This is a genomic window from Klebsiella sp. M5al (genome assembly GCF_002090195.1).
GTDB lineage: Bacteria > Pseudomonadota > Gammaproteobacteria > Enterobacterales > Enterobacteriaceae > Klebsiella > Klebsiella grimontii.
In genome coordinates this window covers 3,275,058-3,299,583 of the sequence record NZ_CP020657.1, presented here as the reverse complement: position 1 = coordinate 3,299,583, position 24,526 = coordinate 3,275,058, and the positions used below count along the sequence as shown (strand labels likewise).

General features: G+C 52.3%; 47 protein-coding genes, 3 pseudogenes and 1 other annotated feature. Of the genes and pseudogenes, 29 read left to right on the top strand and 21 right to left on the bottom strand.

The features are described from left to right. The first annotated feature begins 164 nt into the window (after positions 1-164). Complete coding sequence (gene rspA / locus BWI76_RS15895) at positions 165-1,379, top strand: starvation-sensing protein RspA (RefSeq protein ID WP_004119717.1); 1,215 nt, start codon at positions 165-167, stop codon at positions 1,377-1,379. A gap of 14 nt (positions 1,380-1,393) precedes the next feature. Beyond that, a complete protein-coding gene (locus tag BWI76_RS15890; protein WP_024358039.1) occupies positions 1,394-2,410 on the top strand; it encodes a Zn-dependent oxidoreductase in 1,017 nt (338 codons plus the stop codon). Between the two features lie 177 nt (positions 2,411-2,587). Here BWI76_RS15890 and BWI76_RS15885 read toward each other — a convergent pair whose 3' ends face one another. The 15 genes from BWI76_RS15885 to BWI76_RS28345 form a co-directional block, all read right to left on the bottom strand. Beyond that, positions 2,588-3,868, bottom strand: a complete 1,281-nt coding sequence (locus tag BWI76_RS15885) for an Arm DNA-binding domain-containing protein (RefSeq protein ID WP_004135648.1) — start codon at positions 3,866-3,868, stop codon at positions 2,588-2,590. Between the two features lie 36 nt (positions 3,869-3,904). Continuing rightward, the gene (locus tag BWI76_RS15880; protein WP_047685368.1) at positions 3,905-4,174 is read right to left on the bottom strand and encodes an excisionase family protein; all 270 of its coding nucleotides are present in this window, start codon (positions 4,172-4,174) and stop codon (positions 3,905-3,907) included. Between the two features lie 26 nt (positions 4,175-4,200). Then, complete coding sequence (locus tag BWI76_RS15875; protein ID WP_004135650.1) at positions 4,201-4,440, bottom strand: DUF4222 domain-containing protein; 240 nt, start codon at positions 4,438-4,440, stop codon at positions 4,201-4,203. 95 nt (positions 4,441-4,535) lie between these two features. Next, positions 4,536-5,255, bottom strand: a complete 720-nt coding sequence (locus BWI76_RS15870) for a hypothetical protein (protein ID WP_004135651.1) — start codon at positions 5,253-5,255, stop codon at positions 4,536-4,538. Then, positions 5,252-5,473, bottom strand: coding sequence for a hypothetical protein (locus BWI76_RS15865; protein ID WP_004135656.1), 222 nt, complete (start codon positions 5,471-5,473; stop codon positions 5,252-5,254). The genes BWI76_RS15870 and BWI76_RS15865 overlap by 4 nt, the downstream gene beginning before the upstream one ends. Further along, the gene (locus tag BWI76_RS15860; RefSeq protein ID WP_004135664.1) at positions 5,470-6,129 is read right to left on the bottom strand and encodes an MT-A70 family methyltransferase; all 660 of its coding nucleotides are present in this window, start codon (positions 6,127-6,129) and stop codon (positions 5,470-5,472) included. Before BWI76_RS15860 ends, BWI76_RS15865 begins: the two co-directional genes overlap by 4 nt. Continuing rightward, positions 6,126-6,353 (bottom strand): hypothetical protein, encoded by a 228-nt coding sequence (locus BWI76_RS15855; RefSeq protein WP_004135665.1) that lies wholly within the window; start codon positions 6,351-6,353, stop codon positions 6,126-6,128. The genes BWI76_RS15860 and BWI76_RS15855 overlap by 4 nt, the downstream gene beginning before the upstream one ends. Next, positions 6,350-6,508, bottom strand: a complete 159-nt coding sequence (locus tag BWI76_RS15850; RefSeq protein WP_004135666.1) for a DUF1317 family protein — start codon at positions 6,506-6,508, stop codon at positions 6,350-6,352. The genes BWI76_RS15855 and BWI76_RS15850 overlap by 4 nt, the downstream gene beginning before the upstream one ends. After that, positions 6,505-6,795 carry a hypothetical protein gene (locus BWI76_RS15845; RefSeq protein ID WP_004135667.1) on the bottom strand — a complete coding sequence of 97 codons (291 nt, stop codon included), beginning with the start codon at positions 6,793-6,795 and terminating at the stop codon, positions 6,505-6,507. Before BWI76_RS15845 ends, BWI76_RS15850 begins: the two co-directional genes overlap by 4 nt. Beyond that, positions 6,779-7,561, bottom strand: a complete 783-nt coding sequence (locus tag BWI76_RS15840) for a Rad52/Rad22 family DNA repair protein (protein WP_004135668.1) — start codon at positions 7,559-7,561, stop codon at positions 6,779-6,781. The genes BWI76_RS15845 and BWI76_RS15840 overlap by 17 nt, the downstream gene beginning before the upstream one ends. Next, a complete protein-coding gene (locus BWI76_RS28350) occupies positions 7,558-7,716 on the bottom strand; it encodes a hypothetical protein (protein WP_004135669.1) in 159 nt (52 codons plus the stop codon). Before BWI76_RS28350 ends, BWI76_RS15840 begins: the two co-directional genes overlap by 4 nt. Then, entirely contained in the window at positions 7,713-7,883 is a 171-nt protein-coding gene (locus tag BWI76_RS15835; RefSeq protein ID WP_012542637.1) for a hypothetical protein, read from the bottom strand. Before BWI76_RS15835 ends, BWI76_RS28350 begins: the two co-directional genes overlap by 4 nt. Positions 7,884-7,917: 34 nt before the next feature. Beyond that, positions 7,918-8,922 (bottom strand): hypothetical protein, encoded by a 1,005-nt coding sequence (locus tag BWI76_RS15830; RefSeq protein WP_004135672.1) that lies wholly within the window; start codon positions 8,920-8,922, stop codon positions 7,918-7,920. Between the two features lie 88 nt (positions 8,923-9,010). Next, positions 9,011-9,205 carry a hypothetical protein gene (locus tag BWI76_RS15825; protein ID WP_004135674.1) on the bottom strand — a complete coding sequence of 65 codons (195 nt, stop codon included), beginning with the start codon at positions 9,203-9,205 and terminating at the stop codon, positions 9,011-9,013. Beyond that, a complete protein-coding gene (locus BWI76_RS28345; RefSeq protein WP_074185988.1) occupies positions 9,198-9,323 on the bottom strand; it encodes a hypothetical protein in 126 nt (41 codons plus the stop codon). Before BWI76_RS28345 ends, BWI76_RS15825 begins: the two co-directional genes overlap by 8 nt. 309 nt (positions 9,324-9,632) lie before the next feature. Between BWI76_RS28345 and BWI76_RS15820 the strand changes: the two genes are divergently transcribed. Together BWI76_RS15820 and BWI76_RS28340 are read left to right on the top strand one after the other, a co-directional pair. Further along, positions 9,633-9,836, top strand: coding sequence for a hypothetical protein (locus BWI76_RS15820; protein WP_004135679.1), 204 nt, complete (start codon positions 9,633-9,635; stop codon positions 9,834-9,836). A gap of 31 nt (positions 9,837-9,867) precedes the next feature. Then, positions 9,868-10,044: a hypothetical protein gene (locus BWI76_RS28340; protein WP_004135681.1), complete on the top strand. Its 177-nt coding sequence runs from the start codon at positions 9,868-9,870 to the stop codon at positions 10,042-10,044. 114 nt (positions 10,045-10,158) lie between these two features. On the opposite strand, the gene BWI76_RS15815 is transcribed toward BWI76_RS28340, so the two are convergent. The 5 genes and pseudogenes from BWI76_RS15815 to BWI76_RS28550 all read right to left on the bottom strand — a co-directional run. Beyond that, complete coding sequence (locus BWI76_RS15815) at positions 10,159-10,806, bottom strand: hypothetical protein (RefSeq protein WP_004135683.1); 648 nt, start codon at positions 10,804-10,806, stop codon at positions 10,159-10,161. Continuing rightward, positions 10,803-11,237 (bottom strand): hypothetical protein, encoded by a 435-nt coding sequence (locus BWI76_RS15810; RefSeq protein WP_049088944.1) that lies wholly within the window; start codon positions 11,235-11,237, stop codon positions 10,803-10,805. The genes BWI76_RS15815 and BWI76_RS15810 overlap by 4 nt, the downstream gene beginning before the upstream one ends. Positions 11,238-11,306: 69 nt before the next feature. Continuing rightward, complete coding sequence (locus tag BWI76_RS28150; protein ID WP_049088945.1) at positions 11,307-11,405, bottom strand: YoaK family small membrane protein; 99 nt, start codon at positions 11,403-11,405, stop codon at positions 11,307-11,309. A 14-nt stretch (positions 11,406-11,419) separates the two neighbouring features. After that, positions 11,420-11,866, bottom strand: coding sequence for a helix-turn-helix transcriptional regulator (locus BWI76_RS28555; RefSeq protein ID WP_224378430.1), 447 nt, complete (start codon positions 11,864-11,866; stop codon positions 11,420-11,422). Between the two features lie 69 nt (positions 11,867-11,935). Next, a pseudogene (locus BWI76_RS28550) lies at positions 11,936-12,109 on the bottom strand (helix-turn-helix transcriptional regulator); the annotation flags it as partial. 104 nt (positions 12,110-12,213) lie between these two features. Here BWI76_RS28550 and BWI76_RS15800 point away from each other — a divergent pair. From BWI76_RS15800 to BWI76_RS15785, 4 genes and pseudogenes are all read left to right on the top strand, one after another. Next, complete coding sequence (locus BWI76_RS15800) at positions 12,214-12,447, top strand: transcriptional regulator (protein ID WP_004178811.1); 234 nt, start codon at positions 12,214-12,216, stop codon at positions 12,445-12,447. Between the two features lie 39 nt (positions 12,448-12,486). Further along, positions 12,487-12,708, top strand: a complete 222-nt coding sequence (locus tag BWI76_RS15795; protein ID WP_004139615.1) for a CII family transcriptional regulator — start codon at positions 12,487-12,489, stop codon at positions 12,706-12,708. Between the two features lie 133 nt (positions 12,709-12,841). Next, a complete protein-coding gene (locus tag BWI76_RS15790) occupies positions 12,842-13,570 on the top strand; it encodes a helix-turn-helix domain-containing protein (RefSeq protein ID WP_004139613.1) in 729 nt (242 codons plus the stop codon). Continuing rightward, positions 13,567-14,028: pseudogene (locus tag BWI76_RS15785) on the top strand (replication protein P); the annotation flags it as partial. The gene BWI76_RS15790 and the pseudogene BWI76_RS15785, both read left to right, overlap by 4 nt. Positions 14,029-14,070: 42 nt before the next feature. Here BWI76_RS15785 and BWI76_RS15780 read toward each other — a convergent pair. After that, positions 14,071-15,311, bottom strand: a protein-coding gene (locus BWI76_RS15780; RefSeq protein WP_177916616.1) for an IS3 family transposase whose coding sequence is annotated in 2 segments (ribosomal slippage) — positions 14,071-14,996 and positions 14,996-15,311 — 1,242 coding nt in all. Because the reading frame shifts where the segments join, the coding sequence is not laid out codon by codon here. After that, positions 14,887-15,003 (bottom strand) — a sequence feature (AL1L pseudoknot). It overlaps the preceding gene by 117 nt. A gap of 57 nt (positions 15,312-15,368) precedes the next feature. Between BWI76_RS15780 and BWI76_RS15775 the strand changes: the two are divergent. The 21 genes and pseudogenes from BWI76_RS15775 to BWI76_RS15680 form a co-directional block, all read left to right on the top strand. Then, positions 15,369-15,686: pseudogene (locus BWI76_RS15775) on the top strand (replication protein P); the annotation flags it as partial. After that, positions 15,683-15,988 carry a hypothetical protein gene (locus BWI76_RS15770; RefSeq protein ID WP_004136158.1) on the top strand — a complete coding sequence of 102 codons (306 nt, stop codon included), beginning with the start codon at positions 15,683-15,685 and terminating at the stop codon, positions 15,986-15,988. The pseudogene BWI76_RS15775 and the gene BWI76_RS15770, both read left to right, overlap by 4 nt. After that, on the top strand, positions 15,985-16,701 hold the full coding sequence (locus BWI76_RS15765; RefSeq protein WP_004136159.1) for a hypothetical protein: 717 nt from the start codon (positions 15,985-15,987) through the stop codon (positions 16,699-16,701). The genes BWI76_RS15770 and BWI76_RS15765 overlap by 4 nt, the downstream gene beginning before the upstream one ends. Then, positions 16,685-16,876, top strand: a complete 192-nt coding sequence (locus BWI76_RS15760) for a hypothetical protein (protein WP_004136160.1) — start codon at positions 16,685-16,687, stop codon at positions 16,874-16,876. The genes BWI76_RS15765 and BWI76_RS15760 overlap by 17 nt, the downstream gene beginning before the upstream one ends. Continuing rightward, positions 16,873-17,157, top strand: a complete 285-nt coding sequence (locus BWI76_RS15755; protein ID WP_004136161.1) for a hypothetical protein — start codon at positions 16,873-16,875, stop codon at positions 17,155-17,157. The genes BWI76_RS15760 and BWI76_RS15755 overlap by 4 nt, the downstream gene beginning before the upstream one ends. Further along, complete coding sequence (locus BWI76_RS15750) at positions 17,154-17,471, top strand: hypothetical protein (RefSeq protein WP_004136162.1); 318 nt, start codon at positions 17,154-17,156, stop codon at positions 17,469-17,471. The genes BWI76_RS15755 and BWI76_RS15750 overlap by 4 nt, the downstream gene beginning before the upstream one ends. Further along, positions 17,468-18,202 (top strand): hypothetical protein, encoded by a 735-nt coding sequence (locus tag BWI76_RS15745; protein ID WP_004136164.1) that lies wholly within the window; start codon positions 17,468-17,470, stop codon positions 18,200-18,202. The genes BWI76_RS15750 and BWI76_RS15745 overlap by 4 nt, the downstream gene beginning before the upstream one ends. Next, entirely contained in the window at positions 18,202-18,582 is a 381-nt protein-coding gene (locus BWI76_RS15740) for an HNH endonuclease (protein ID WP_004136167.1), read from the top strand. The genes BWI76_RS15745 and BWI76_RS15740 overlap by 1 nt, the downstream gene beginning before the upstream one ends. Next, positions 18,579-19,124, top strand: a complete 546-nt coding sequence (locus BWI76_RS28545; RefSeq protein WP_004136169.1) for a hypothetical protein — start codon at positions 18,579-18,581, stop codon at positions 19,122-19,124. Before BWI76_RS15740 ends, BWI76_RS28545 begins: the two co-directional genes overlap by 4 nt. Further along, positions 19,117-19,347, top strand: coding sequence for a hypothetical protein (locus BWI76_RS15730; protein ID WP_004136171.1), 231 nt, complete (start codon positions 19,117-19,119; stop codon positions 19,345-19,347). The genes BWI76_RS28545 and BWI76_RS15730 overlap by 8 nt, the downstream gene beginning before the upstream one ends. 260 nt (positions 19,348-19,607) lie before the next feature. Then, on the top strand, positions 19,608-20,063 hold the full coding sequence (locus tag BWI76_RS15725) for a YbcN family protein (protein ID WP_004136173.1): 456 nt from the start codon (positions 19,608-19,610) through the stop codon (positions 20,061-20,063). Beyond that, positions 20,063-20,233: a NinE family protein gene (locus BWI76_RS15720; protein WP_004136179.1), complete on the top strand. Its 171-nt coding sequence runs from the start codon at positions 20,063-20,065 to the stop codon at positions 20,231-20,233. The genes BWI76_RS15725 and BWI76_RS15720 overlap by 1 nt, the downstream gene beginning before the upstream one ends. Beyond that, the gene (locus BWI76_RS15715; RefSeq protein ID WP_004136181.1) at positions 20,226-20,864 is read left to right on the top strand and encodes a recombination protein NinG; all 639 of its coding nucleotides are present in this window, start codon (positions 20,226-20,228) and stop codon (positions 20,862-20,864) included. The genes BWI76_RS15720 and BWI76_RS15715 overlap by 8 nt, the downstream gene beginning before the upstream one ends. Then, positions 20,861-21,001: a YlcG family protein gene (locus BWI76_RS28140; RefSeq protein ID WP_004136182.1), complete on the top strand. Its 141-nt coding sequence runs from the start codon at positions 20,861-20,863 to the stop codon at positions 20,999-21,001. Before BWI76_RS15715 ends, BWI76_RS28140 begins: the two co-directional genes overlap by 4 nt. Further along, positions 20,998-21,687: a bacteriophage antitermination protein Q gene (locus tag BWI76_RS15710; RefSeq protein WP_004136184.1), complete on the top strand. Its 690-nt coding sequence runs from the start codon at positions 20,998-21,000 to the stop codon at positions 21,685-21,687. The genes BWI76_RS28140 and BWI76_RS15710 overlap by 4 nt, the downstream gene beginning before the upstream one ends. Before the next feature lie 655 nt (positions 21,688-22,342). Then, positions 22,343-22,642 carry a phage holin family protein gene (locus BWI76_RS15705; protein WP_139153343.1) on the top strand — a complete coding sequence of 100 codons (300 nt, stop codon included), beginning with the start codon at positions 22,343-22,345 and terminating at the stop codon, positions 22,640-22,642. Continuing rightward, positions 22,639-23,181 (top strand): glycoside hydrolase family 108 protein, encoded by a 543-nt coding sequence (locus BWI76_RS15700; protein WP_004136189.1) that lies wholly within the window; start codon positions 22,639-22,641, stop codon positions 23,179-23,181. Before BWI76_RS15705 ends, BWI76_RS15700 begins: the two co-directional genes overlap by 4 nt. Next, entirely contained in the window at positions 23,178-23,522 is a 345-nt protein-coding gene (locus BWI76_RS15695; protein ID WP_004136191.1) for a hypothetical protein, read from the top strand. Before BWI76_RS15700 ends, BWI76_RS15695 begins: the two co-directional genes overlap by 4 nt. Further along, positions 23,519-23,794 carry a hypothetical protein gene (locus BWI76_RS15690; RefSeq protein WP_004136193.1) on the top strand — a complete coding sequence of 92 codons (276 nt, stop codon included), beginning with the start codon at positions 23,519-23,521 and terminating at the stop codon, positions 23,792-23,794. Before BWI76_RS15695 ends, BWI76_RS15690 begins: the two co-directional genes overlap by 4 nt. Then, entirely contained in the window at positions 23,745-23,936 is a 192-nt protein-coding gene (locus tag BWI76_RS28540) for a hypothetical protein (RefSeq protein WP_074168745.1), read from the top strand. Before BWI76_RS15690 ends, BWI76_RS28540 begins: the two co-directional genes overlap by 50 nt. 85 nt (positions 23,937-24,021) lie before the next feature. Next, a complete protein-coding gene (locus BWI76_RS15680; RefSeq protein WP_004136197.1) occupies positions 24,022-24,207 on the top strand; it encodes a hypothetical protein in 186 nt (61 codons plus the stop codon). The last annotated feature ends 319 nt before the right edge of the window (positions 24,208-24,526 follow it).

Here is a 24,526-nt window from a genome sequence, read left to right as displayed (position 1 = left end):
CCCTGTGCGGTAAGGCATTCGCGTTCACGTTCTCTGTTTATTCCTCCTTTCTGTCCGGCGCGATAGTGTGATCTGTCGCGTCTTTTTCGATCGTTATACTTGTATGGTAGTAGGTCTGATGGTTTAATTTTACCCACTAACCGCATAGAAGTAAGGAATGAGAAATGAAGATCGTTGCCGCTGAAGTTTTCGTCACCTGTCCGGGGCGCAACTTCGTCACCCTTAAAGTCACCACCGATGACGGTATTGTCGGTCTGGGTGACGCGACGCTAAATGGTCGCGAGCTGTCCGTCGCATCCTATCTGCGGGATCACCTCTGTCCGCAACTGATTGGTCGCGATGCGCATCGCATTGAGGATATCTGGCAGTTTTTCTACAAGGGCGCCTACTGGCGTCGTGGTCCGGTTACGATGTCGGCGATTTCCGCCATCGATATGGCGCTCTGGGATATTAAGGCGAAAGCCGCAGGCATGCCGCTATACCAACTGCTGGGCGGGGCTTCGCGGGAAGGGGTGATGGTTTACTGCCACACCACGGGTCACTCCATCGATGAAGTCCTGGACGACTACGCTCGTCATAAAGAGATGGGGTTTAAAGCGATTCGCGTGCAGTGCGGCGTGCCGGGGATGAAGACCACCTACGGGATGGCGAAAGGTAAGGGCCAGGCCTACGAACCGGCAACCAAAGGTCAATGGCCGGAAGAGCAGCTGTGGTCTACCGAGAAGTATCTCGATTTTACGCCACAGCTGTTTGCCGCCGTACGCGAAAAATTTGGCTTTAACGAGCATCTGCTGCATGACATGCATCACCGCCTGACGCCGATTGAAGCGGCGCGTTTTGGCAAGAGTATCGAAGATTACCGCCTGTTCTGGATGGAGGATCCGACCCCGGCGGAGAATCAGGAGTGCTTCCGGTTAATTCGCCAGCATACCGTCACGCCGATTGCCGTCGGCGAAGTCTTCAACAGCATTTGGGACTGTAAACAGCTGATTGAAGAGCAGCTGATCGACTATATCCGCACCACCATTACCCACGCGGGCGGGATTACGGGGATGCGTCGGATCGCCGATTTTGCCTCGCTTTATCAGGTACGCACCGGCTCGCACGGGCCGTCCGATCTGTCTCCAGTCTGCATGGCGGCCGCGCTGCATTTCGACCTGTGGGTGCCGAATTTTGGCGTCCAGGAATATATGGGCTATTCCGAACAGATGCTGGAAGTCTTCCCGCACAGCTGGACGTTTGATAACGGCTATATGCATCCGGGGGAAAAGCCGGGGCTGGGCATCGAGTTTGATGAAAAACTGGCCGCGAAATATCCCTATGAACCGGCTTATCTGCCGGTCGCGCGTCTGGAAGACGGTACGCTGTGGAACTGGTAAAAAAGGAAGCCAAAATGAAAAGTATTGTGATTCGTCAGCCCAATGAACTGGTGATTGAAGAGCGGCCGATCCCGCAGCCTGCCGCGGGCGAAGTGCGGGTAAAAATTAAGCTGGCGGGAATATGCGGTTCCGATAGCCATATTTATCGCGGGCACAATCCGTTTGCCAAATACCCGCGCGTCATTGGCCATGAATTTTTTGGCGTCATTGACGCCATCGGTGAAGGGGTGACCGACAAAGCCGTCGGCCAGCGGGTTAGCGTTGATCCGGTCATTAGCTGCGGTCATTGCTACCCTTGCTCGGTGGGCAAGCCGAACGTCTGTACCTCGCTGGTGGTGCTCGGTGTGCATCGCGACGGCGGCTTCAGCGAGTACGCGGTGGTGCCGGCGAAAAATGCCTGGCAGGTTCCGGACAACGTTTCGGACAGCCACGCGGTGATGATTGAGCCCTTTACCATCGCGGCTAACGTGACCGGGCACGTTTCGCCTACCGACCAGGATATCGCGCTGGTCTACGGCGCCGGGCCGATGGGCCTGACGACGATTCAGGTGCTGAAGCGGGTGTATCGCGTTAAGCAGGTTATCGTTGTCGATCGCATTGATGAACGCCTGCAGATGGCGCAGCGTAACGGCGCGGACTGGGTGATTAACAACAGCGATGAGCCTCTGGCGGAAACGCTGAAGGCGAAGGGGATACTGCCGACGCTGATTATCGATGCCGCCTGTCATCCCGCAATTCTCCAGGAGGCGGTCAACCTGGCCTCCCCGGCAGCGAGAATTGTATTGATGGGATTCTCCACGGAACCTTCCCAGGTTGCGCAGCAGGGGATTACCGGGAAAGAGCTTTCTATTTTCTCCTCGCGTCTTAACGCCAATAAATTCCCGGTCGTCATCAAGTGGCTGGAACAAGGTTTAATTAATCCGGAGGAGTTGATTACTCACCAATTTGCGTATCAACAGGTTATCGATGCGCTGGAGCTTTTTGAAAATGACAGGAAACGGTGCTGTAAGGTTTTATTAACCTTCAGCTAATAACAACAGGTGCGGACTCTGTATTCTACAATTAGAGATAATCATTATGACTACCGTAAAAAATGAGAGAACCACTTCCGATCTCATTCGTGCAGCCGTATCTGGTTGGTTAGGCACTGCACTGGAGTTTATGGATTTCCAGGTTTATAGATTACAACGATATGAATTTAAATAACTTTATCCAGTTTTGAAAATATCATGGGGCATCAGTGGGGCAAATGAGCTCAGTTTCGAGTTCAGTATTGCGATCTGTGCGTCATTACTTTCATTCATCCATTTACCGTAAACCTGAAAAAGCATCTGAGCATCAGCATGGCCCATTTGGGATGCGATAAAAGACGGGTTCGCCCCAGCGGTCAGGGACCAGCATGCATATGTATGCCTTGTCTGATAAGATTTCCGGTGCCGGATTCCAGCTCTCTTAATCGCGGTATCCCAGGTCTGTCTTATCGAGTCGACAGTGAAGTGTTCACCATGCCGTAATGTCCTGGCTGTAACGCTGGGCAGAAAAACAAAGGTGCATTTTTGCGTGTCAGTACGGCCATACTCACGCAGTTTCACTTTTACTGAATGCTCCCTTCCAAGCCTTGTTAATTCTGCCTGGCTTCTTAGCGCCTGAATCGCCGGTTCAATTAAGTGGATTACCCGGTTTGTTCCCGCCTGGGTTTTCGGCACGGTAAACTCGCCTTTGGCAAAATTCCTCCTGATCATCATCGTACCGGCTTTCAGGTCTATATCCTCCCATGACAGCCCGCAAAGCTCACCCGGGCGGATGCCTGTATAAACAGCTACTGACATCATGTTTTTCGTCTGCGTGTGCCGGCAAGCATCAATAAGCCGAAGAAACTCTTCTCTTGATAGCGGGTCCGGTTTTACTCGTTCCTCGCGAAGAGGCGATATACCTTTAAAGGGGTTTTCTTCGATATAGCCATTTTCCAGCCCAAACTGAAAAATGGCGAACAGGTTCGTCATGTAGTTGTTGACTGTTACCGCCGATCGTCCTGGTTCTTTAACCTCATACTGTGGCCGTGGTAAATGATGCCCGGTCAGGAGTTCTTTGCGGATTTCCAGCAATTTCTCTTTGTTGACTGCTGATGCCAGTATGTTGTTTCCAGCCACTGCCAGGACGTTTTTAATGATTGTCCGATAGGTATTAATGGAGGTGCCAGCAACCTCCGTTTCTTTCAGCGCCAGGAAGCGATCGGCCAGCTCTTTCAGAGTGAGATTCTGGGTAGCCTCCCCGAACTTGGAGAGATTTAATGAGTCCGGGAACTGCTCAGCGTAATTAAAATTACCGGTTTTAATTGCATAGCAGATAGATGTTCTCAGCTCTCCAGCTGTTTTTCTGTTTTTGGGGGTGTCAGGCACCCCCAGACTTTCACGCACTCTGAACCCCTTGTAGATAAACCAGATCCGCAGCGTTCCGCCATGGTTCTCCACTCCTGTTGGGTATTTCATAACGATTCCTCGTTGGCTAATGGTCAGAGTATTTAATCAGTTTTCTTTCGGTTTCGCAGAAGTCTTCCGGCTTGGTTTTGCTGGTCGTTGGCTGGCGATCCAGCGATCAATGGCCTTTATGTTGTAGAAGCAGGGGCTGTTATCAAATGGCTCCCCGTCAGCGGAAACATGCTTGTATTCGCGCCCCTCCAGAAAACTCTTCTTCCTGGCATTTTTTAAAGTGCCTTCTTTCAACCCCTTCAGTGCCATTATTTGCTCTTCCGAAACCCACTCGCCGGGGTCTGCGATGATGTAAGTTTTATTCATTGCTTGGTTCATAATCACACTCCCGGTTACGCCACCCGCTGGGCGCGCAGTTTCTTAATGTGCTCGCTCTGTTCCAGTTCGGCGCGTATCTGGTGCGCCTCTTCGCGAGAGAGCGGTTCAAAGTCATTCTGAAATCTGTCCATGCTTGCCGTGTTGATCCGACCATGGCACCAGTAGCGAATCGTCTTATCATCACTGCTATGAATCAGCACTGGCCATCCGTGGCAGTCGGCGTAAATCTGGCCGCGCTGTATCAGCTTGAACACACATCACCTCCGATGTTTTCCTCGAACTTCACTCTCTATGGTCATATCCAGCCGGCGCTCTGCCAGCTCGTTGGCCTGATCGATGAGTTCTGCGCTCATGCTGCACCACCTTGAACGCGCTTGAACTCGATAACCCAAACCCAGGGGTTGGCTTGCCAGTTTTCGGCGCCATAGATGGATTCCCACAGGCTTCTGAATGAGGACCGATACAGTTGATTCATTTCTACGTAGTGGGGCATGTCCTCGGTCCAAAATTGGAAAAACTCATCAATTGCCGCGTAATTCCTTGCGACTACTGTCTGGTCCCATACCTCGGTATGAACGCCCTCGCTTTGTGCGTCCTCTTCGCTGATAGCGTTCAGTCTCTCGACCCGTACGTCGGTGATTTCCAGCAGAATGCGGCAGGCCCAGCGCGGCATGTGAATAGATGGTCGCCAGCTGCAATGCAGTTCATCATCTGCATCGTAAAACTCTGGCGCTGGCACTCCATCAGCCTTGTAAACGCAGAATTCGGGCTTCTCAAACGGAGTGGGGTCTTTGCAATAGCTATCCATTAGGTCGTAGTCGAACAGCGGCCCCTGAAACGTCTCGCGTACCCAGATACGGTCGCCGACGGCGCCGAACGGGCATGGGTGCCAGAAGTCGCAAGCATGCTCTGCATCTTCGCTCCACGGCCATTTGCTACCGTCTTCGCGCTCACCAATTTCAGTGAACCGAGTCTGTTTCCATTTGATAGGCCGCCGGGTCTGCGTCTTCCGGCCGTCGAGCAGCGCCCGCACCATTTCCCCGTTAAAAATCATTCCATGTTCTTTCATGATTCCACTCCGTAGCGGCCTTGCATGCGGCCAATAACACTGACAAATTTGACTAAGCTGACGCCCATCGGCTTAACCTTCTCGTAGTGCTTGCGAAGGATGGGGGGGCATACAGCGTTCCACTTCGGTTTAGGCTTTACGCTCATCGCTTTGGTTATCTCTTCTGCGCAGCGACGAGCCTGGGCGCGGAGAGCATTTTCTTTTTCTTCAGGCGTCATGCAGCCTCCGTCTTCACAACGTCGATGGCGCAGCCAGGGATCAGCTCAACGGAAGCGGTGGCGCATTGGTTTCCCCAATGGCTCCAGCCTGGCGCTGCGCTGCGACTGAACAGCTCAATCCGCGGCACGTCGCCGTAGAGCAGTTCCAGGCGGTGCCGAACTTCCCACGGTTTCTCGCTGTGCGCTCCGAGCGGGCTGTAGACCACCTGCTTAATGCCGGCGTGCTTGCGCTCCAGCCCGGCGCCGCGGGTGGCGATCAGTACGTCTTCAGTATTGGCGCGGGTGTGGTTGCCACCGTTCATGCGTGTCTCGGCATTCAGCAGGTCGAGGAAGTCGTAAAAGTCGGCGACCTCTCCCTCTGCCAGAGCCTTGGTAATGCGCAGCTCGGCCAATTGATTCAGCTTCACCCAGGTGAAGCCCTTCATCGTGCGCACCGTAAAACCCCAGGCTTCGGCTAACTCGATCGCCTCCTGGTTGTGGGTGCCCGTGTACCACATTGCCAGCACCGCGTTTTCGGCAGCCAGTTCCCACACAGGCAGACGCTTCAGGTCGATGAGTCGCATCGTCGAGTAGTGGTCCACTGCGGCGCCGTTGCTGATTGTGTTCCCATAAGCCCATGGCGGATCGGCGTAAATCAGAGAGTATTTTCTGCTCATGCTTCACCGCCAGAATTTGGCTTCCATGTAAACTCAGGAGCGATAATCACATCCATGCAGGTTCCGCTATCGTTGTATTGTTCGAGCATTTCAAGAGTGTCAGCGTCAGTCTGGGTATCCCCGTAACTACCAACAATGCAGAGCAATTCAACAGGCGCCCCGAGGTTTTGCAGGGCAATAGTTAACTGCTTTGCTAATGCCATTTTCATCGCTTCGTTACTCATGCCACCACCTTCTTGCTGTTCATCAGCTCAGCCAGACGCTGAGCCTTTAATGGGTTTTTGATAACGTCGCCGCTTGGGGCGATCCATCCCCGGCGATTGATGGAATAGGGCAGAGTGGCACTGCCAACGGTGATACCGTCGTGGTGATGTTTCATTCTTCCCCCCGTGGGATTCGATAAATTTCCCCACCAATTAGCCCGTCACCCCATTTCTCTACAGAGAGGTAGGGGATCACCTGCTCAAGTTCAGGCGCTGAAATGAACACCTCGCGCATCTCAAGAGCCGGCGCCCATCCTTCGTAATAAGGATCGTGATAGTTGAGAGTTATTCCGGCTGTATGACCAAGAGCACCCTTTGCTGTCTGCCAGCGGTGAAACGCTGTGATGTTGTTACGCGCGTCCTTGCGCAGGATGGACAGGATTGATTCAGCTGTTACTTTCATGGCTGCCACCTGCACTTTCAGAGCTTCCTAACGCCTGCTTTATCTCCCTGCGCCGGATGCCAGTTACCTCATGGCATTTGCTTTGATGTTCGGAAAATCCGTCCAGAGCGAACCATGCTTCGCTGTATTTTTGAGTTATGACTTCCGGGTTGTTTTCACTCTCGATTTCCCGGCAGAACTCCGCGAGAATATCGTCAGCTTCCTCCATGGTTATCGACGGTTTTACTGGCTGAAACTGTTCGCTGTTTGTTTCTACCGCTGGCTTATACTGTTCACTGCTTGAAACCGCCGATGGAAGAGCCCATGCAGGCAGAGCAGGCGGCTTCCAGTAAAAAGCGCTTAACTCTTTAGTTCGTGCGTAAGTAAAACCTTCTGCTTTTTCGCCTGATATGGTTGCGAATCCTACGTCCAGATCGTAGAGATACCTGCCTATTCCCCACTGAACAGCAGCGCGCTTCATAGCGCTTGAGCGTCCGCCTTTTACAGCCTCAACCTGCGTGTTTTCGGATGCGTCCCACTTGGTGATCCACTCCCCATCGACCTTTATGGAAATTCCGCATTCGACGCCGCCATTGTTTGGGATATCGCGGTACTCATTACGCCAGCCAGCCTTTCCGCAAACCTCATCAAGGCGTTTCATGATTGCCCGGTTTGTGACATAGGCCAGGACCTTTGCCCAAATTGACGATCCGCTTTTCCCTGCCTGCTGAATACGCCACTCGATATCCTTATGCGGGAATGGGGCGTCAAGTAGCTCAAGATTCATTGAAAATTCCCCGCGAATTCATCCCAGCTGATAACCGGGTTCTGCCGTTCCGCAGAAAGGTTTACTGGTTCGTCATCGTCGAAATCACGTTCGCCGATCGCATCGCTCATCAGCTGAATGAATTCGTCGTCATTCCATTTTTCCGCCGCGCTCATGCTGCTTTCTCCCGATGAGTAATGACGTAGCCATGCTCCGCCAGACATTCGATCACCACGTCCCAATCCAGTTGCATGAGGACTTCACGACTGTTAACCGTCCCCGACAACACCACGTCTTCCAGCTCGACGGTTAACGTGTTATGCGGGCCTACAGATGTGCGCATGTCTGTGCATTCACATTTGATGTTCATAAGCACCTCAGTAACTGATACCGGTATGAGGAATGCGGCCGTCTTTAACCGCGGTGAGCACCTCGATAGCCTGATCCCGGGTAAGGCTGGTATTGGCCATCAGAGCTTTAACAACCTCTACACCTACGGCCTTGCGGTGCTTAACGTCGGCTTCGCGGCGTGCCTGCTCATCGGCTTTACGTTTCTCTTCAGCCAGACGGGCCTGTTCACGCTGCTCTGCCTCTCGGCGGATGCGGTCGGCTTCTTCCTGAGCCTTGCGGCGCTCAGCATCGATAGCGGCCTGTTTGTCAGCCTCTGCTTTCTGCTCAGCTGCAATTCGGTCTCGCTCTGCCCGTTGCTGCGCTTCAATGCGCTCACGCTCTGCGCGCTCTTTGGCTGCTCTTTCCTCAGCCTCGCGGCGCGCTGATGCTTCCATTTCCGCGCGGTGTTTCTCCTCCGCTTCACGTTTGGCTTTCTCTTCCGCCTGACGCTTAATCTCTTCTTCGCGGGCAATGCGCTGGCGTTCGGCTTCGGCTGCTTTATCTGCGCGTTCGCGGTCAATATCTTTATCCATCAGCAGGGCCATTTCGTGGTCCGCTTCGAACTTGGCCGCCAACTCCTGATCAAACTTGATGTTCATTTCCAGCGCTTCGGCGTGCATCGCGTTCATGGCTTCTTCGGCCTTAATGCGTTCCTGCTCGGCTTCCCATTCGGTCAGTGGCCGGCGCACTTCATCTTTCAGCGCATCGAGACGTTCGCGGACAACGCGGCGGCTTTCGTCAATCTGCTTTGGCAGAGCCTTCAGCTCAGCGACAAGGTCTTTACCTGCGTTGTCGATGTAAGTTTTAGAGCGCGCAACCTTGTGAGCCATGGATGCGATAGCGTCGCGGCCTTTTTTGGTGGTCACGTCAGGCACCAGACTGCGAGCCTCTTTTTCGATTAGTTCGATAAGTGGGTCGAGCTGGTCGTTATTGGTGAAAACCGCCATCGCGTTCTTTTTCTCGATGACGACTAAATCCGTTATTTCGCTCATGGTTTCCCCTGAAATTTGGTTGTAAGAATCCTCGGCGCGATGAAAGCCGCCTGATAGCTCAGTTAAATTCGTGCGCTGATATGCGCGGTTAATGCGTCCCGGCTGGTACCAGGTTCGGCTCGATATTGCGTGATGCGTATGGCCGGCGAATGTGGCGCAGATTGCCCTGCGGTTCATGCCAGTAGCTTCCGTCGCGATAGTCGAAGCTGACCAGCCAGGCGGCGCCGGTGCGGCGATTGCGCATCATCACGGCGCGTCCGTTGTTAGGAATTGAGTTAGCCATTGAACACCCCCGTAACGTGCAGAATTTTGATAATCGCCGCCGCCCAGATAACGCCGCAGACCAGCAGGCAGTAAATCAGTGAACGAATGCCTTGTTTGCTCATTTTCCACCCCAGCATGCGAAGCTAAAAAAAAGGACTGCAACCAAAAACGGAACGACCTTTAACCAAAAATTACGCCATGCAGGCTTGTCTTCTTCGCGGATCATCTCTTCACCTTTGCCTTATCGCGGCTAACGGGACGTTTTGACTTCACCCCGGCGTTGCCGGTGTTGTTTGGATGAGTTAATTTAAAACCATAGTTGTTTTGCAGTCAACAACAATAGTTGTTTAAATGGCTGGAATGGTTTTATTTGGTTGTTTTTATTGGTTATTTATTTTTGTAAAGCGTGCTGGTAAGCTCAAAAAAACGCCAAAGAGGGTAGCGCCATGTCGAATGAGGATGAGTTTTTCGCAGAGATGCACCCGCAGATTGCGCAGATTATCGGGATAGCGGTTATGCAACTGCTGGTTGAGAAGCGCGAGCCCTCAAGAGAGGCGCTGATAGAGATGATTCAGGTGTTGTGGCAGGGAGACCAGGCAGATCTGGCTGTGGAGCTGGCACTGGATGTGCTGATGCTGCGGAAAGAGTAGGGTAATATATTCAAAAAAAGCAGGAGGCCGCATGAGACCGCCAATCACAAAGGAAGAAGTCGAGTTACTGATGCAGGATATGGAGATGCTTGCAGAGCATAAGTTGGTAGGAATGGAGGCGTTCGAGGCGCTGAGATTGCTGGAGATGCGCAGACAGACCGGAAAGCTGGAGGCTATAAAGCGCTTGATATCTTTTGGGAAGGAGTAGCCTAAAAAAATCCCCTCTTTCGGGAGGGGGGATAAGAAGGTGGAAATCTATCTATGTTTAGAGCCACCATCATAGATCAAAGCTAATAAAAAGTAACCCGGCGCGGAGGCCGGGCTACTTATGCTGATTTGGCGATGCTTTCTGTTGGTTTTGGGGTGCGGGTTGTTGATTTTGTTGCTGCGCTGGCATCTGAATAATCAAGGGTGAGGGATTATCATCAGGCTTAGCTGGGGAGTCCTTAAATGAGGAGATAATCCCAGGCAAGGCGACAATCACAGCGATAATTACGCTAAAAATTGCCAGTCGCGTAGATATACCTGACTGGATTCCGCTAATGGCTGTGTTCAGGCCAGTTATCTGGCCCTGGATGCCATCAAACTTACCAGTTATTGCTTTCATTTCTCCATCTACACTATCCATTTTACCGTCAATTTTTGAAGAGATAGAGTTAATTGCGGAGGAGAGATTTGCGAACTGGACATTGGTGTTTTCTCTGGCCAAGGCCATGTCTGCTCGAATTGAAGAGGCTATTGATTCCATTTCCGCTTTATTGGCGGACAGCCTTGCTTCAAGTTCTTCTCTGCTAATCCTATCCACTTCTCGCTCCGGAGTATGCGACGTTATGAAGTGATCTTGCACCTTCTCTGAGGAATTATCAAATTCAGCATCGAAATCCGAGCCACCAATAACTTTCAGCCTCCTTAGGCTATTTGGTCTCGCGCTTTGATTCTCTTGATTTTTTGATTCTTTATCGTCACTCATAATTTATCAACAGTGAAAAATGACTCGTTTTTATGGAGCACGGTTTTTGTCGAATCGTTGGCGTGTAAGACGCCAGTCACACTATACAGCCCCTTACCAGGGAGGCGCATTTCGTTTAGAGTAATGACAACCTGTCCACTGGCACCCGTCACCATGTTGCTGTCTTTAGTATCAATGTTAACAGAAACAGATTCCTGAGTGCCGTCAGGAAGTTGAAACTCCTGCCCCTCTTTAATAAATAAATGAGCTGGTATAACAAACAGTCCGAGTTGATAGCGAGTATTTGGCTTCAAACCTACCATTCCCACCCGGAAATTTATCGAAAACTGAGTGGGGAAGTTCACGCACTCAAAATTAAGCTTTGGCTGTGTCTGGTCCTCACTATCTGAAAAAGGAGTTATAAACGATATTCTTTCTAGGTTAACTTGCATAATTCCTCCGGCCTAGCTACCCATGCTTCCTGTACGTCTGCAACACGCCGACGATCAACAAACACGTTTTCATTCACCAGGCGTCACATAGCCACCAAAGACAAACCAGGCCATAAATGCTACTGCGACGATGAATACGACCACAGGGAAAACTATCCCGATTTTCATAATCAATCCCTCATTTACCCATGCTTCCTGTACGTCTGCGGCATGCTGCCGATCACCTTGCCGAACACGAACACCCGGTTCATCTCGTCTTTTTCGATCGGGTCCCAGGCTGCATAGCTCTTGTTATCTGAGATAACCAGCAGCTTGTCCTTCATCTTCTGCAGGCGCTTGACGTGAGCAGTGTCGTCGTACAGGAAGGCGTATATCCCGTCGCCGTCGAAGCTCTTAACGCTGATGTCGACGAACAGCAGATCACCCGGCTCAATCGTCCCAGACATGCTGTCGCCCCGGACGTTGATGATCCGGATGTTCTCAGCCTTGCGCCCATCGAACATGTGGCGCGCTTCCGCTGGCGCATATTCAACGGAGTGGAGAATCTCCACGAACTCCTGATTCACAATGCCCGGGCCAGCACTGACGGCCAGATCCAAAATGTCGACCCTGAACACATCATGATTCATATGTGATGGCTTCTTATCATCTTCACCATCATCTCTCATGGCGCCAGTTCCCGAAGAAAGCCACTCAGGCCTCACCCTTAAAGCCTTGGCTATATCGAGCAATTTTGTGGTCTGAGCAGCCCTTCCAGTTTCAATCTTCTGGATCGCAGCCTGACTAACCCCAACAGCATCTCCCAGAGTCTTCTGGGTCATGTCGGCAGCCTTTCTGGCTTCTCTTAATCGTTCTGCAAGTGTCGTTTTCATCTTCTCAATTTACAACCATGGTTTTATAGCGGCAAGCGAAAATGGTTGTTGACTAAATACAACTAAGGTTTTATTCTTTGTTTGTATTTACTACGGAGGTTGTCATGAACCCAACCATTAAAACCGCAATTAATATTGTCGGCTCTCAGAAAAAGCTTGGTGAAGCCTGCGATGTTTCTCAGCAGGCGGTTTACAAGTGGCTCCACAACAAGGCAAAGGTTTCGCCTGAACATGTAAACAGCATCGTAAATGCAACTAATGGGGAGGTTCAGGCGCATCAAATTAGACCAGACCTTCCAAAGCTGTTCCCTTCTCCGAAGGGCGTTCCGGCCGCCTAACCAGCGGCCCTTCAAACACCACCAGAGGAAGTATCACAAATGGAGAGTTCAACGACACGCAACAAAGTGGAGGCTCGCAGGATAGAAAGCTGGTTACACAGCCAGATAGCTGAACTGGGAACCACAACTATCGCCAAAGTGGCCGGAGTGAATAAGTCGACGGTGAGTCGCTGGCGGGAAAGCCTACTGCCGAACATGTCGCTGCTGCTGGCCATCCTGATTTCTAACAGGCCGGGAGAGAAAGGTGATTTTGAAGCATGAGTGGGAACAGAAAGGCGAAAGCCGCAGTGCGGTAACACTAACGGCTTTCAGGTGCAAAAACGAAGAGGTAATTGCGAGGTAATTATGCCTGGTAAATCTGTAAGAGTAAACAATCCGGAGGTAGCACGTGAGCATGTCACTTATGGCGAAAGCAATGGGGGTCAAAGTGGGAAACTCACTGCGTAAGCTCGTTCTTATCAAGCTGGCCGACAACGCCAATGACAAGGGCGAATGCTGGCCTTCTTATCAACACATTGCCGATCAGTGCGAATGCAGCAAATCCGCTGTTCGCAACCATATTGATGCGCTTGAGGATATGGGGCTGCTCAAGCGTGAAAATCGCGTTGGGGTCAACAACGGGAAAGGTAATACATCCAACGTGTATTATCTGAACCTTGATGCCACCCCTATGCCACCAAAAAGCACAGGGGTATGCCATGAAATAGCACCCCCTATGCCATCTGATGGCACACCCCCTATGCCACCAGATGGCACCAGAACCAGTCACTCTTTTGAACCAGTCACTGAACCAGACTCTCTCTCTGCGCGAGGGCAGTTTATCAGCGAGGCTGCAAAGCGACGGATCGGGATTTCACCCAACGGGGAGATACCTTTCCCTCCTGCCTTCAAGCCATCGGCAGATCACATTGCGATTGCCTCGGGGAAAGGGATCAACATTGAAACCGAGTTGCTGAACTTTCGTGATTATCACCAGGCACGCGGCACAAAGCTGATCGACTGGAACTCGGCATTCCGGGTATGGCTCAGGAACGCGAGAGTTAATCCGCTTTCCGGGCGCCAGAGAAGCGAACCTGATTCCCCACACTGGAACAGCCCTGAAGGCTGGAAGGACTTCATATGACCGCACAGCTTATGACCGCGATCAGCAATCGCGATGGTGATGCGCTGGCCAGAATGGCTGCAGGGCGTACGGAGCCACAGCGGCTTCTCGATTTCGAAGCTGAAAGGCTGGTTGACTCTCTGTTCCGTCAGCTGAAGCAGATCTTCCCGGCATCTACCCAGACTAACCTGCGGACCGACGCCGAAGAGAAGACAGCGAAGCGCCAGTGGATTGCCGCTTTTGCCGAAAACGGAATCCGCACCCGCGAACAGCTATCCGCCGGCGTGCGCCATGCGAGAGCCAGTGAGTCGCCGTTCTGGCCATCGCCGGGGCAGTTCATCAAGTGGTGCAAGGACAGCGGCACTGTGCTCGGCGTGACTCTTGTCGACGTGATGAACGAGTTCCACCGCTACAGCCGTGAGAAGGGGCTGCATACCGGCGGTGCTGAGCGCTTCCCGTGGTCTCACCCTGTTATGTACTGAACCGCCCCGGTTTTTTTGGAGAGTGTTTAGTCCGGAAGCTCAGGCTGCCAGATCATTATTTGTACTGGTAGCATAATAAGCTTTTTCGGCTTCTACCGGCGGTATGTGTCCTAGCCGTTCCAGTAACCTTCGATTGTTGAACCAGTCCACCCACGCCAGTGTCGCAAGCTCCACTTCCGTGTGGTTTTTCCAGCTTTTACGGTGGATCACTTCCGCTTTGTAAAGGCCATTGATACTCTCGGCCAGGGCATTATCGTAAGAGTCGCCTGTACTGCCTGTCGACGCCAACAGCTCCGCCTCCTGCAGCCGCTGGGTGTACGCCAGTGACACGTATTGGGAGCCCTTGTCCGAGTGATGGATTGTACCTGAGGGGCGACGTGCCCACAGAGCTTGTTCCAGAGCATCCAGCACGAACCTTGCTTCCATCGACGATGAGACCCGCCAGCCAACGATCGTGCCTGCGAACACATCGATGATGAACGCCACATAGGCGAAGCCATGCCAGGTGCTAACGTACGTAAAATCTGCACACCAAAGCTGATTGGGACGTTCTGCCACAAACTGGCGGTTTACCAGATCCGCTGCTGCCGCTGTTTTACGACCGATCGTGGTCTTGATGACTTTGCCACGGAGTACGCCCCGAAGACCTATTATTTTCATCAGGCGTTCAACAGTACACCGGGCGACGCTAAAGCCCTCGCGGAGCAACTGACGCCAGACTTTTCGTGCCCCATAGACACTGTAATTTTCTCCGTAAACGCGTTTTATCTCCTGGATGATTTGAGCATCGCACTTTTCTCGTTGGCTACATTTCTCAGGATGTAGCTGGCGTTGCTGATGCCAGTAATATGTCGACGGGGCAATATCCAGTTCGCGACATACCGGCCCGACCCCGTGTGTACCACTCAGACGCTGCATAAGTGGCATTATTTTTTCCAGTGGCGGTCGAGCTCCGCCTGAGCAAAATAAGCTGAGGCCTGGCGCAATATATCATTGCTGCGGCGTAGCTCCCGATTTTCACGCTCCAGTTCTTTTAAACGCTGGCGCTCATTGGTGCTCAGTCCACCATCATCAGTGCTGACGGGGCTGACACCACCACGGACATCATTTTTATGCTGACGCAACCAGACTCGTAGGGTGTCGTAATGGCACCCGATTTTTGACGATATGGCACGAATGGCATCCGGCTCAGAGTCATACTCATCACGGTGTTCCAACAACATTCTGACAGCGCGCTCACGCAGTTCAGGGGGATAGCGTTTGGCGGATTGTGATTTCATTTTGGGTCTCCTTTCACTGAGAGTTTAGTCTCCAAGAAACCCGGTACGGTTCAGTACTGGGTTGTTACCGATACCCGGCGAGCAATGTACCAGCGCCAGCTCAGCGAGGCAGAAACCGAGAAATATGCCGCTAAAAAACTGGAAGACTGGGCGCTGAAAGTCGCCGCCGGAGAAAAAATACCGTCGCCGGTACTGGCTCTGGAGAACAACCAGGAAGTGATCCCCACAAATCACGCCAGCAGGCAGCAGGGTTTTCACCCGGAAGGTAAAAGCTTCGGCTGCATGCCTGGCGCTGCATCACTCGGCGCGCTAACCCCGGCTCAGTGGCTGCGGGACGAATACCTGATTGGCAAAGAAAAAGGGCTGATTCAATGAAACGTATATCCGGTACTCAAATCGTCATCAATTTTATCGGCAGCAATCCTGGTTGCACTTTTTCAGAGATACGCACCGGAACAGGCTTGCATTCTTCTGTCGTGAACTCTGCCATTTGGGCAACGTTTAACGATGGCCGGGTTTTGCGAGCAGGTGAGCGCAAAGGCTATCGCTACACCCTTGCTGAGCAGACAACCGTAACCGAAAGCACGTCGGCTGATTTTCAGTTTAGCAATCATCATTGCGGCGCCAACAAGCTGACCAACCTTTTTAACCAGTGCCTGGCGGGAGTAAGAAAATGAACATCTCAACAGTAAACGAGCTCATTCAGTCGCTGGAGAGTGCGGGCGAGCTGTCAATCAAAGAGCAGAAGTATCTGGACATTATGCGCTGGGCGGTGGGTGTTGCTGGCGAGCGTGATGCGGCGCTTAATGCAGAGCGTGTATGGGAAAAGACCATGATGGAAGCTTGCGGCGAGGATGGCCCTGCGTCGGTAGCCAGCGAAATTCGAGCGCTGCAGGTTCTCCGGGATACGAGAATTCAGGCGCTTAATTCTCAGGTTGAGCAGCTGGCTGCGGAGAATGCACGATATTCGATGTCTGCAGGTCATGCCGACCAGAGGATGGCTGAATCTCGCGCTGTGCGCTCTGCTCTCGGCTTTAAGCCAGATGCAGACGATGTTTCCCCATCCGATCTGGTGGAGGCAATAAACCAAATCGTGGCGGAGTTATGCGTCATTCGTACTGCTCACCCTCAACCTCTTGGACCAGCAATGGACGCTGCGATCGATGCATTTAATGCGGAGGAAATGCCAGAGACTGGGATGCTAAACTCTTACTTCATCCTCCGTGAAAGCATCCGCATCAAAACCCCCTCCACCGATCGCATCGTAGCCGGGATTAAGGCTGATGGGGTGAAGGAGTTTTCCGCGCATCTTGTGTCAATGGAATGTCATCTAGAGGCCGAGTGGGCGAAGTCTTTCGTTTTGGAGGTGTTAAATGTCAAAGGTCGCTGATTTTGTGAAACGCATGGAGAAGCAAGGTCGCCAGTTTGAAGTTAACGGTAACTTTGTTGTTATCTCGCCGACCAATGGACTTGCAATGTCCGACCTGATGGAGATGCAAAACCTAAATAAAAAAGGCGAACTTGCGGATTATATTTCCAAGCAGCTGCGCGAGGGGGCCAAATGAGCATCATCGACGATTCACATCTGACCGATGAGGTTGTTAACAGCGCCTTTGAAGGCACAAACTTCGGGCGGGATGATTTCCGTACCATCCTGGCTGAGACAGTGCTTAAGCGTGCCTCAGGCTATCACTCTGGCTGGACGGCGACAACCATCTGCACTCGCCTCAAGCTGCTGGGCAAGCAGGAGCGGCCAACAAAGTTAGGCCTGACGTTCGCCTTTCACCACTACTACCGCCAGAGCGTCCGCGATGCGCTGATGCCAAAGCAGGAGCCTTCAGCATGAACAAATTTACAGCATTGCCAGTCGAGCGCGACCAATACGGTTACTGGACTCATCAGCTATACGATGAATTTTGCGATGGCCGGGAGTTTATTTCATCTGATGAGTTCAATACCTGGCTTGATAAAAACGGACTCGCATGGAAGGTGGTTTACCGTGATGAAGATGACGTAGACCCGAATATCGATGGTTACGACATCTCTCAATGGCAACCGGAACCGCCTGCCGGTGAGGGCTGGTTTGTAGGCTCCATTCACGACACTGAAGATGGTGCGGTATGCATCTGGTTGCGTAGCGCTGAAGGCGGTGCCGAATGACTGATATCACCGAACTGGCGCAGAGAGTCGAACGCATAATTTCAGATATGAGACTGAAACACGGCGATAAAGATACGTATGCGCCAGTCATGAAATGGGATGAATTCCTCGCGCTGGTAGAGGCGCTGGAGAAGGCGCAGACAAAATCGGTTGAGCAGGGGCGTACTTCCTGTGAGTTGTTCGACGAGGTTACTACTCTGCGCCAGCGCATCGCCGAGCTGGAGCAGCAAAACAGTATCGCGAATGAAAAGGTTACTGAGCTGTCTCGCCTGGTACAGCACAATATTTCGCGGGCCGAGGACGCTGAACGCAGAGCGGAGAGGATTTCAAAATCATCGTCACTTTCACATCCCGGATTGCTTCATGCAACCAACGAGCTTGTGCTCATATTTAGCCACGCCTTAGCGGACAAGCTGTATGCAGCCCAGGAAAAATATAATCATGGGACAAGCTGGCGTAATAACGACTGGCAAGAAGCCTGTCAGCGAGATTTCCAGAAACATATAGCCAAAGGAGACCCCAGGGATGTAGCGGCATATTGCGCCTTCATGTGGTGGCACGGCTGGAGCACTAAGCCTGCTGAAGGCCTGGAATCCCGCACCGTCACCGTGAAGCTGCCGGACTACCGGAACACTTACAAAGGCCCCTTCGCTGATGAAGTTGAGCATCAAGTGCGCTTGGCGCTTGAGTTGTTCTCGTCTGCCGCTGGCATCAAGGTTGAGGTTGAGTGATGGCGCTGACCAAAAAACAGCGCGCAGAGCTACGCATGAAGTTTGGCGGGCGTTGCGCTTACTGCGGCTGTGAGCTTGGCGATAAATGGCACGCTGACCACGTCGAGGCGGTGCGAAGAAATATCAGTAACGGCTACGCAATGGACAGACCAGAAAACGATACGGTCAACAATATGGTTCCGGCATGCATCCCCTGCAACCTGTTCAAAATGTGCAGCACCGTTGAGGATTTTCGCAATCGCATTGCAACTCAGGTTGATGTGACTCGCAGGGCATCAAGAAGCTACCGCACAGCTGAATCATTCGGCCTGGTTCAACCAACTAACGCGCCGGTAGTGTTCTGGTTTGAAAAATATCAGGCAGAAGGAGTCAACAAATGACCAAATCGACCATAACCAGAGAGCAGGTTATCGCACTCATTGCAGGGCACTCTTACGATAGCGCGTTAGTTGATGCTTTTGAACATCTGCTGGCCGCAATGGACAGCGAGCTGGTGGCGTACATGTACGATGGTGAAGATGGAAGGGAGTACAACGGGCATAACGAATTTTCCGGTGGCGGGAAAGGTATCCCGCTCTATCTCCACGCGCAGCCAGAGCCGGTAGTGCCGGAGGAAATGAACTTTTCCGCCGCCTGCAACTTTGTGCAAATTAACGGGATGGCGAAGGAGGACCGAGTAACTCTCGCAATGAGAGTATGGAACGCCTGCCGCGCCGCCATGCTGCAGGGTGCCGAAAATGCCGAGTCGCGCTGCGGCAACTCTCCGGTAATTCCAGAGGGGTACGTGATGGTGCCGAAGGAGCCTACAAAAGAGATGATTGATGCCGGGTGGCTGCACTTCATGGGCACCAAGAACCCCTCATCAAAAGGCACGTACAAAGCCATGCTCGCAGCCGCCCCGCAGGAGGTGAAAGGTGAATAAGGCCGAATTGATTCAGAAGATATCGGCGCTCGCCACTGAATGCCACACGTTGGCCTGTGAGCTTGATATTGGTGTTGAGCGAACCGAAATGTTCGAAATCTACGGCGTGCTGCACAACCTCGGTCGCCGCGGGTACGCCAGCCAGGTCGGGCAGCGAATGAATCCTCTGCTCACATCCTGCGATGACGACGACGATGATGATTGGGACGAGGATGACGACTGATGCCTAAATCCCCCGCAGAACGCAAATCCTCCAGTTAAAATCAAACCCCTCTCCGGAGGGGTTTTTCTCGTATATGCTCATTTTGCTTTTATCCCCGGGAAGGGCGATAATTACCTGGTCAGTCTGGACAACTGACAACTTTACCCCGGCGCCAAGTGGGGACACATGGCGCACAAAACCTTAAAGCAATTCCTGTCACCGATGGCACACGCCACTGGCGATTTTCTGCATTCAGCGTTTGACCTCTTTGGAGGTGAAGCGTGAACATCCCTCAATGCGGCATTAAGCTGCACAGCGGCAATTTCAACGCTATAGGCCAGATTCTTCAGGAGCATCTCTCTGAAGGCAAATGTCTGCGTCTGCAGGTCAAAGAGTGGCGCGAAAAACGCAGCCTGAGCCAGAACGCACTCAGTCACATGTGGTACACGGAAATCAGCGAATATCTGATTAACTCCGGACGTACCGACGCAACTCCTGAGTGGGTTAAGCGGAACCTAAAAAAGACCTACCTCGGCTGCGAAGAGGTGACATACACCGACTTCATCACCGGTGAGAAAACCACAACGTGGGAACCCCGGCACACCTCCGATCTTGATACCGGAGAGATGCATATCTTCCTGTGCAAGGTCGAAGCATGGTGCGCTCAGTTTGGCCTGGCGCTGACTATCCCAAGCGGTTGCGAGTACCAGCAGCTGCGCGATAAGCAGGAGGCCTGATGCCCACTCCTCTTTCCCGCATCATCAGCAATGAAATATTCCGCGTTCCGGCGCGCCGCAAACGTAAGCCATCGGTTAAACCGTCTGATATCCCGACACTGAAAGACTATACCGCCCGTCTGGTCGATAAGAAGTGGCTACGCCTGAGGGCAAGGAGGCCACATGCGTAAACCAGCTCGTCGTAAATGCGCCCACTGCCGCGAATGGTTCCATCCTACCCGGGAAGGGCAGGTGGTATGCAGTTTTGAATGCGCCAGCGCGATCGGCAAAAAACAGACAGCAAAAGCCCGGGAAGCGGCGAAAGCCAGGGCTGTGAAGCGCCTGCGCGAATCCGAGAAAGAGGGGCGCCAGCGTCGCCGAGCTAAGCGTGAGTCATTCAAGACAAAGGCCCAGTGGGATAAAGAGGCTCAGTCTGCCTTTAACCGGTACATTCGCATTCGTGACGAAGGTAAGTCCTGCGTCAGCTGCGGAAGCCCGCTTATCGGCAAGAGCAACTACCTGACCGGCAGCGCTATTGACGCCAGTCATTACCGTTCCCGGGGCGCAGCGTCGCACCTGAAATTCAACGTCTTCAACGTCCACTCCGCCTGCACCCGCTGCAACCGGCAGTTAAGCGGAAATGCCGTTGAATACCGCATTCACCTGATTGAGCGCATTGGCCTGGATCGCGTAGAGCGCCTTGAGGCTGATAACGAGCCGCGCCGGTTCGATATTCCCTACCTGCAGCGCATCAAATCCATATTCACCCGCAGAGCCCGCGCGTTGGAGAAGCGCCGCGCCCGCCATCAGGAGGCCGCATGAGCCGTGACGTTATCGAACGCATCCGCGACCGCTGGCAAAAGCTCCGCCTCTGCCGGCACCGCGGCACCGTACTGGTTGACTACCGCATACTGAGAAATTTCGTTCGCATCTATCAGACCCCGGGAGAGACAGCATGACAGCTCAATACTTGGAATTTGTTCGCCAGCAGCTGATAGTGGCCACCGCCGATCTGAGCGGCGCGACGAAAGGGCAACTGGTAGCCTTTGCAGAAAACGCGCAATTCACCGCTACGGCGCGCAGCCGGGGAAGGAAGAAAGTTTATAGCGAGGTCAAACAACGCATGGTTAATCCGGATGGGCCGCCGATGAGCGGCAATCAGTCACGCGCTAAGGGTTCATCGATCGCTCTCGTTCTGCCCGTTGAGTATTCGACGGCAAGCTGGCGCCGGGCTCTGCTGTCGCTGGAAGAGCATCAGAAAGCGTGGCTGCTCTGGAACTACAGCGACAATATCCGCTGGGAGCACCAGGAGACGATCACTCGTTGGGCGTGGGAGCAATTCAGCCAGCAGTTGGCCGGCGTGCGCATTGCAAAGAAAACAGTTGATCGCCTGCGGCAGCTTATCTGGCTGGCAGCGCAGGACGTCAAAGCCGAACTGGCAGGCCGGGAGACTTATGAATACCAAAAGCTTGCTTCCCTGGTCGGCGTGACCCCGAAGAACTGGTCAGAAACGTTTACGGAGCGGTGGGAGGAGATGAAAACCACCTTGCGGCGCCTTGATAGCGATGCCCTGTTGCAGGTTACGCGATCACGTTCACAACAAAAGGCGACAAATTTAGATGTAAGTCTTGCAAAACTGGATTGAAACGCATATATTTCATGTAAATCTGATATCGTCGCCATAGCTTCGATTGTCGACACACAAAGAATTCAAGCCCGAGGTTAACGCCTTGGGCTTTTTGCTTTCCGGCGACACGACAGGGGTATTCGCGAGATGCATTGCATCAGTACCCCTGTCACATCGTCGTAGAGCATTGAAACGAGTTTCATCAGATGTTAAATTTTTGGTGTGGTGAATCCCCCTATGCGGAGGGGCATTGCCAGTCTGATATGTTTTTTTGCGCATTGCGAGTCGTCTGTGGACTGGCGGCGACTTACCGGGAGGCACCCGGCACCACACCTAATAAAAAATGATGATAGCTGTAAGGCCCACTTCGGTGGGCTTTTTCTTTGGGCAAAAAAAAGCCCGCATGGTTTCATGCAGGCAAGGCAGTTACATTTAGATTTTGTCCCGGTATATGTTTTTTTGTCCGGAAGTCGAAAGATACTGTCTCGAATACATTTTGTAAATAACGGATTCAAATCACAAGGCCATGCATTTGCATGGCTTTTTTATTATCAGGTCCCGCAGGAATCATCATCGACATGCTTCGTTGTTAAATCCAGCCTGACGGGCCTGACCCTTTTCAAACACACAGCTTCCCGATCTTTAATCGGAGGCGGTAACTATGGCTAAACGTATGCAAGACAAAGAGAGCATTGCCGGGATGTCCTGGCTGGTTCTGCTGATGATTGCTTGCTGGGGTGGACTTGTCCGCTACCTGATAGATGTGAAGCAGAGCAAGGCAACATGGAGCTTGATCAATGCTCTTGCCCAAATGGTGGTTTCAGGGTTTACCGGCGTTATTGCTGGTCTGGTGAGCATTGAAAGCGGATTGAGCATTTACATGATACTGGCCACTTCCGGAATTAGCGGGGCAATGGGTTCTGTTGCTTTGACCTATTTCTGGGAGCGCATTACCGGAGTTAAGGCGCCATGACAGCAGATCAGATTATTGAGGGCATCCTCGGTAAAGAAGGGGGTTACGTAAATAACCCGAATGATAAAGGCGGCCCAACGCGCTGGGGTATCACGCAGACTACCGCCCGCGCATATGGCTATAGCGGCGATATGAAGGCGTTACCACGGGATACAGCCAAAGCAATTTATCTGTCGCAATACTGGACAGAACCGAAGTTTGACTGCATCGCCGAGTTGTCGCCAGCCATTGCGCAGGAGTTATGTGATACAGGCGTGAACATGGGGCCGCGTGTCGCCAGTACATTCCTGCAGCGCTGGTTAACGGCGTTGAATATGCAGGGCAAGCTATATCCGGATCTGAAGACGGACGGCGCGATCGGCAATATCACCATCGCCGCCCTGAAAAGTTACCTGGCAGTTCGCGGCAAAGATGGCGAAACCACATTACTGAAAGCGCTGAATTGCAGCCAGGGTGCTCGCTATCTGGAGCTAGCCGAAGCGAGGCCAGCAAACGAGGCGTTCCTGTACGGCTGGGTTAAAGAGCGGGTGAGCCTATGAAGATGATTATTTTCGCTCTGCTGGCGCTGGTGGCCTTGCTCGTTCTGTTGTTACTGCGCAAATATACCCGGCTGGAGTTCGTTGGGCATGCCCCATTGCTGCTTAAAACATGGTCTGTCCGCCTGGGCGCTGCCGGCGCGTTGGTCGGTGTATGGGCTCAATCATTCCCGGATGCTGCTCTTCATGCCTGGGCAATGCTGCCGCCGGATATCAAAGGTATTCTGCCGCCCAACGTTGTGGCGATGATTAGCCCCGCACTGGTAGTTCTCGCCATCCTTTCTCAGTACGTCAGACAGCCAAAGCTGAAAGAAAAAGCCGATGAGCAGCAGGAGCCGCAATGAGCCTTGAATTTATCAGTGGACTGGTGGTCGTCCTGCTTGGCTTAATCGCTGGCGCATTCGGCATTGGCCATGCACGTGGAACCAGTAAAGCAGAGTCCAAAGCCAATCAGCAGCGTATCGAAGCGAACACCGCCGCCAGCGTTGCCGCAGCAGAACGGAAAGAGAAAGCCACCAGAGAGGCCAGCAATGTACAGCAGACTGTTAGCCATATGCCTGATGACGATGTTGATCGCGAGCTGCGCGAACAATTTACCCGCCCCGGTGGTAGTTGATACCGCGTGCAGCTGGGTGCGGATCATCTACCTGACTGACCACGATATAGACGTGATGGATAAACAGACGAAGCGCGACATTCTGGCGCACAACAAATCAGTGCAGGCGAACTGTCTGACGAAACCTACTAATAATAGGTAAATTCATGCTTGCTGATTGGCGGTTAACACGCTAGTTGTTCGTGATAAAATTCCTGGGGTGATGTTTTCTTAAAGGAATTCGTGATATGGACGTGCTAATTGACAGTGCCCTCGAAGGCTATTTTTTTCTCTTACTCGATATGTGGCCAGTTTTGATTGTTGCTTTCGCAGGGTTGGCCATCTCATTTTATGGCGTTTTAATGCGTAGAACTGCGGTCACCTTCATTCTACTTGCAGCGATAATAGGAACTGCAGGTTCGATTTATGCTTAATTCAGACTGCAGACAATATGCACCAAGTCAACTGCCAGAAAGGTAAGTGACATTAGTCAAAGTTAAATGAGATTCGTCTTAATTGCCTTAGTGCCTGGGCGTAGATTGAAGATGCTGCAATCAGCAGCATCACTCTGGGATATAACAATGGGACAGTATTATTACGTTAATAAAAATGCGCAGTTTAATGGCGATCACGAAGTACATGTGAGTTCATGCACTCGGTTGCCAGAAGAGAAAAACAGGCTGTATCTGGGGATTTTTGAAACTTGCTCTCCGGCAGTGAGAGAAGCCAAGAAAACCTACTCGCAATCAAATG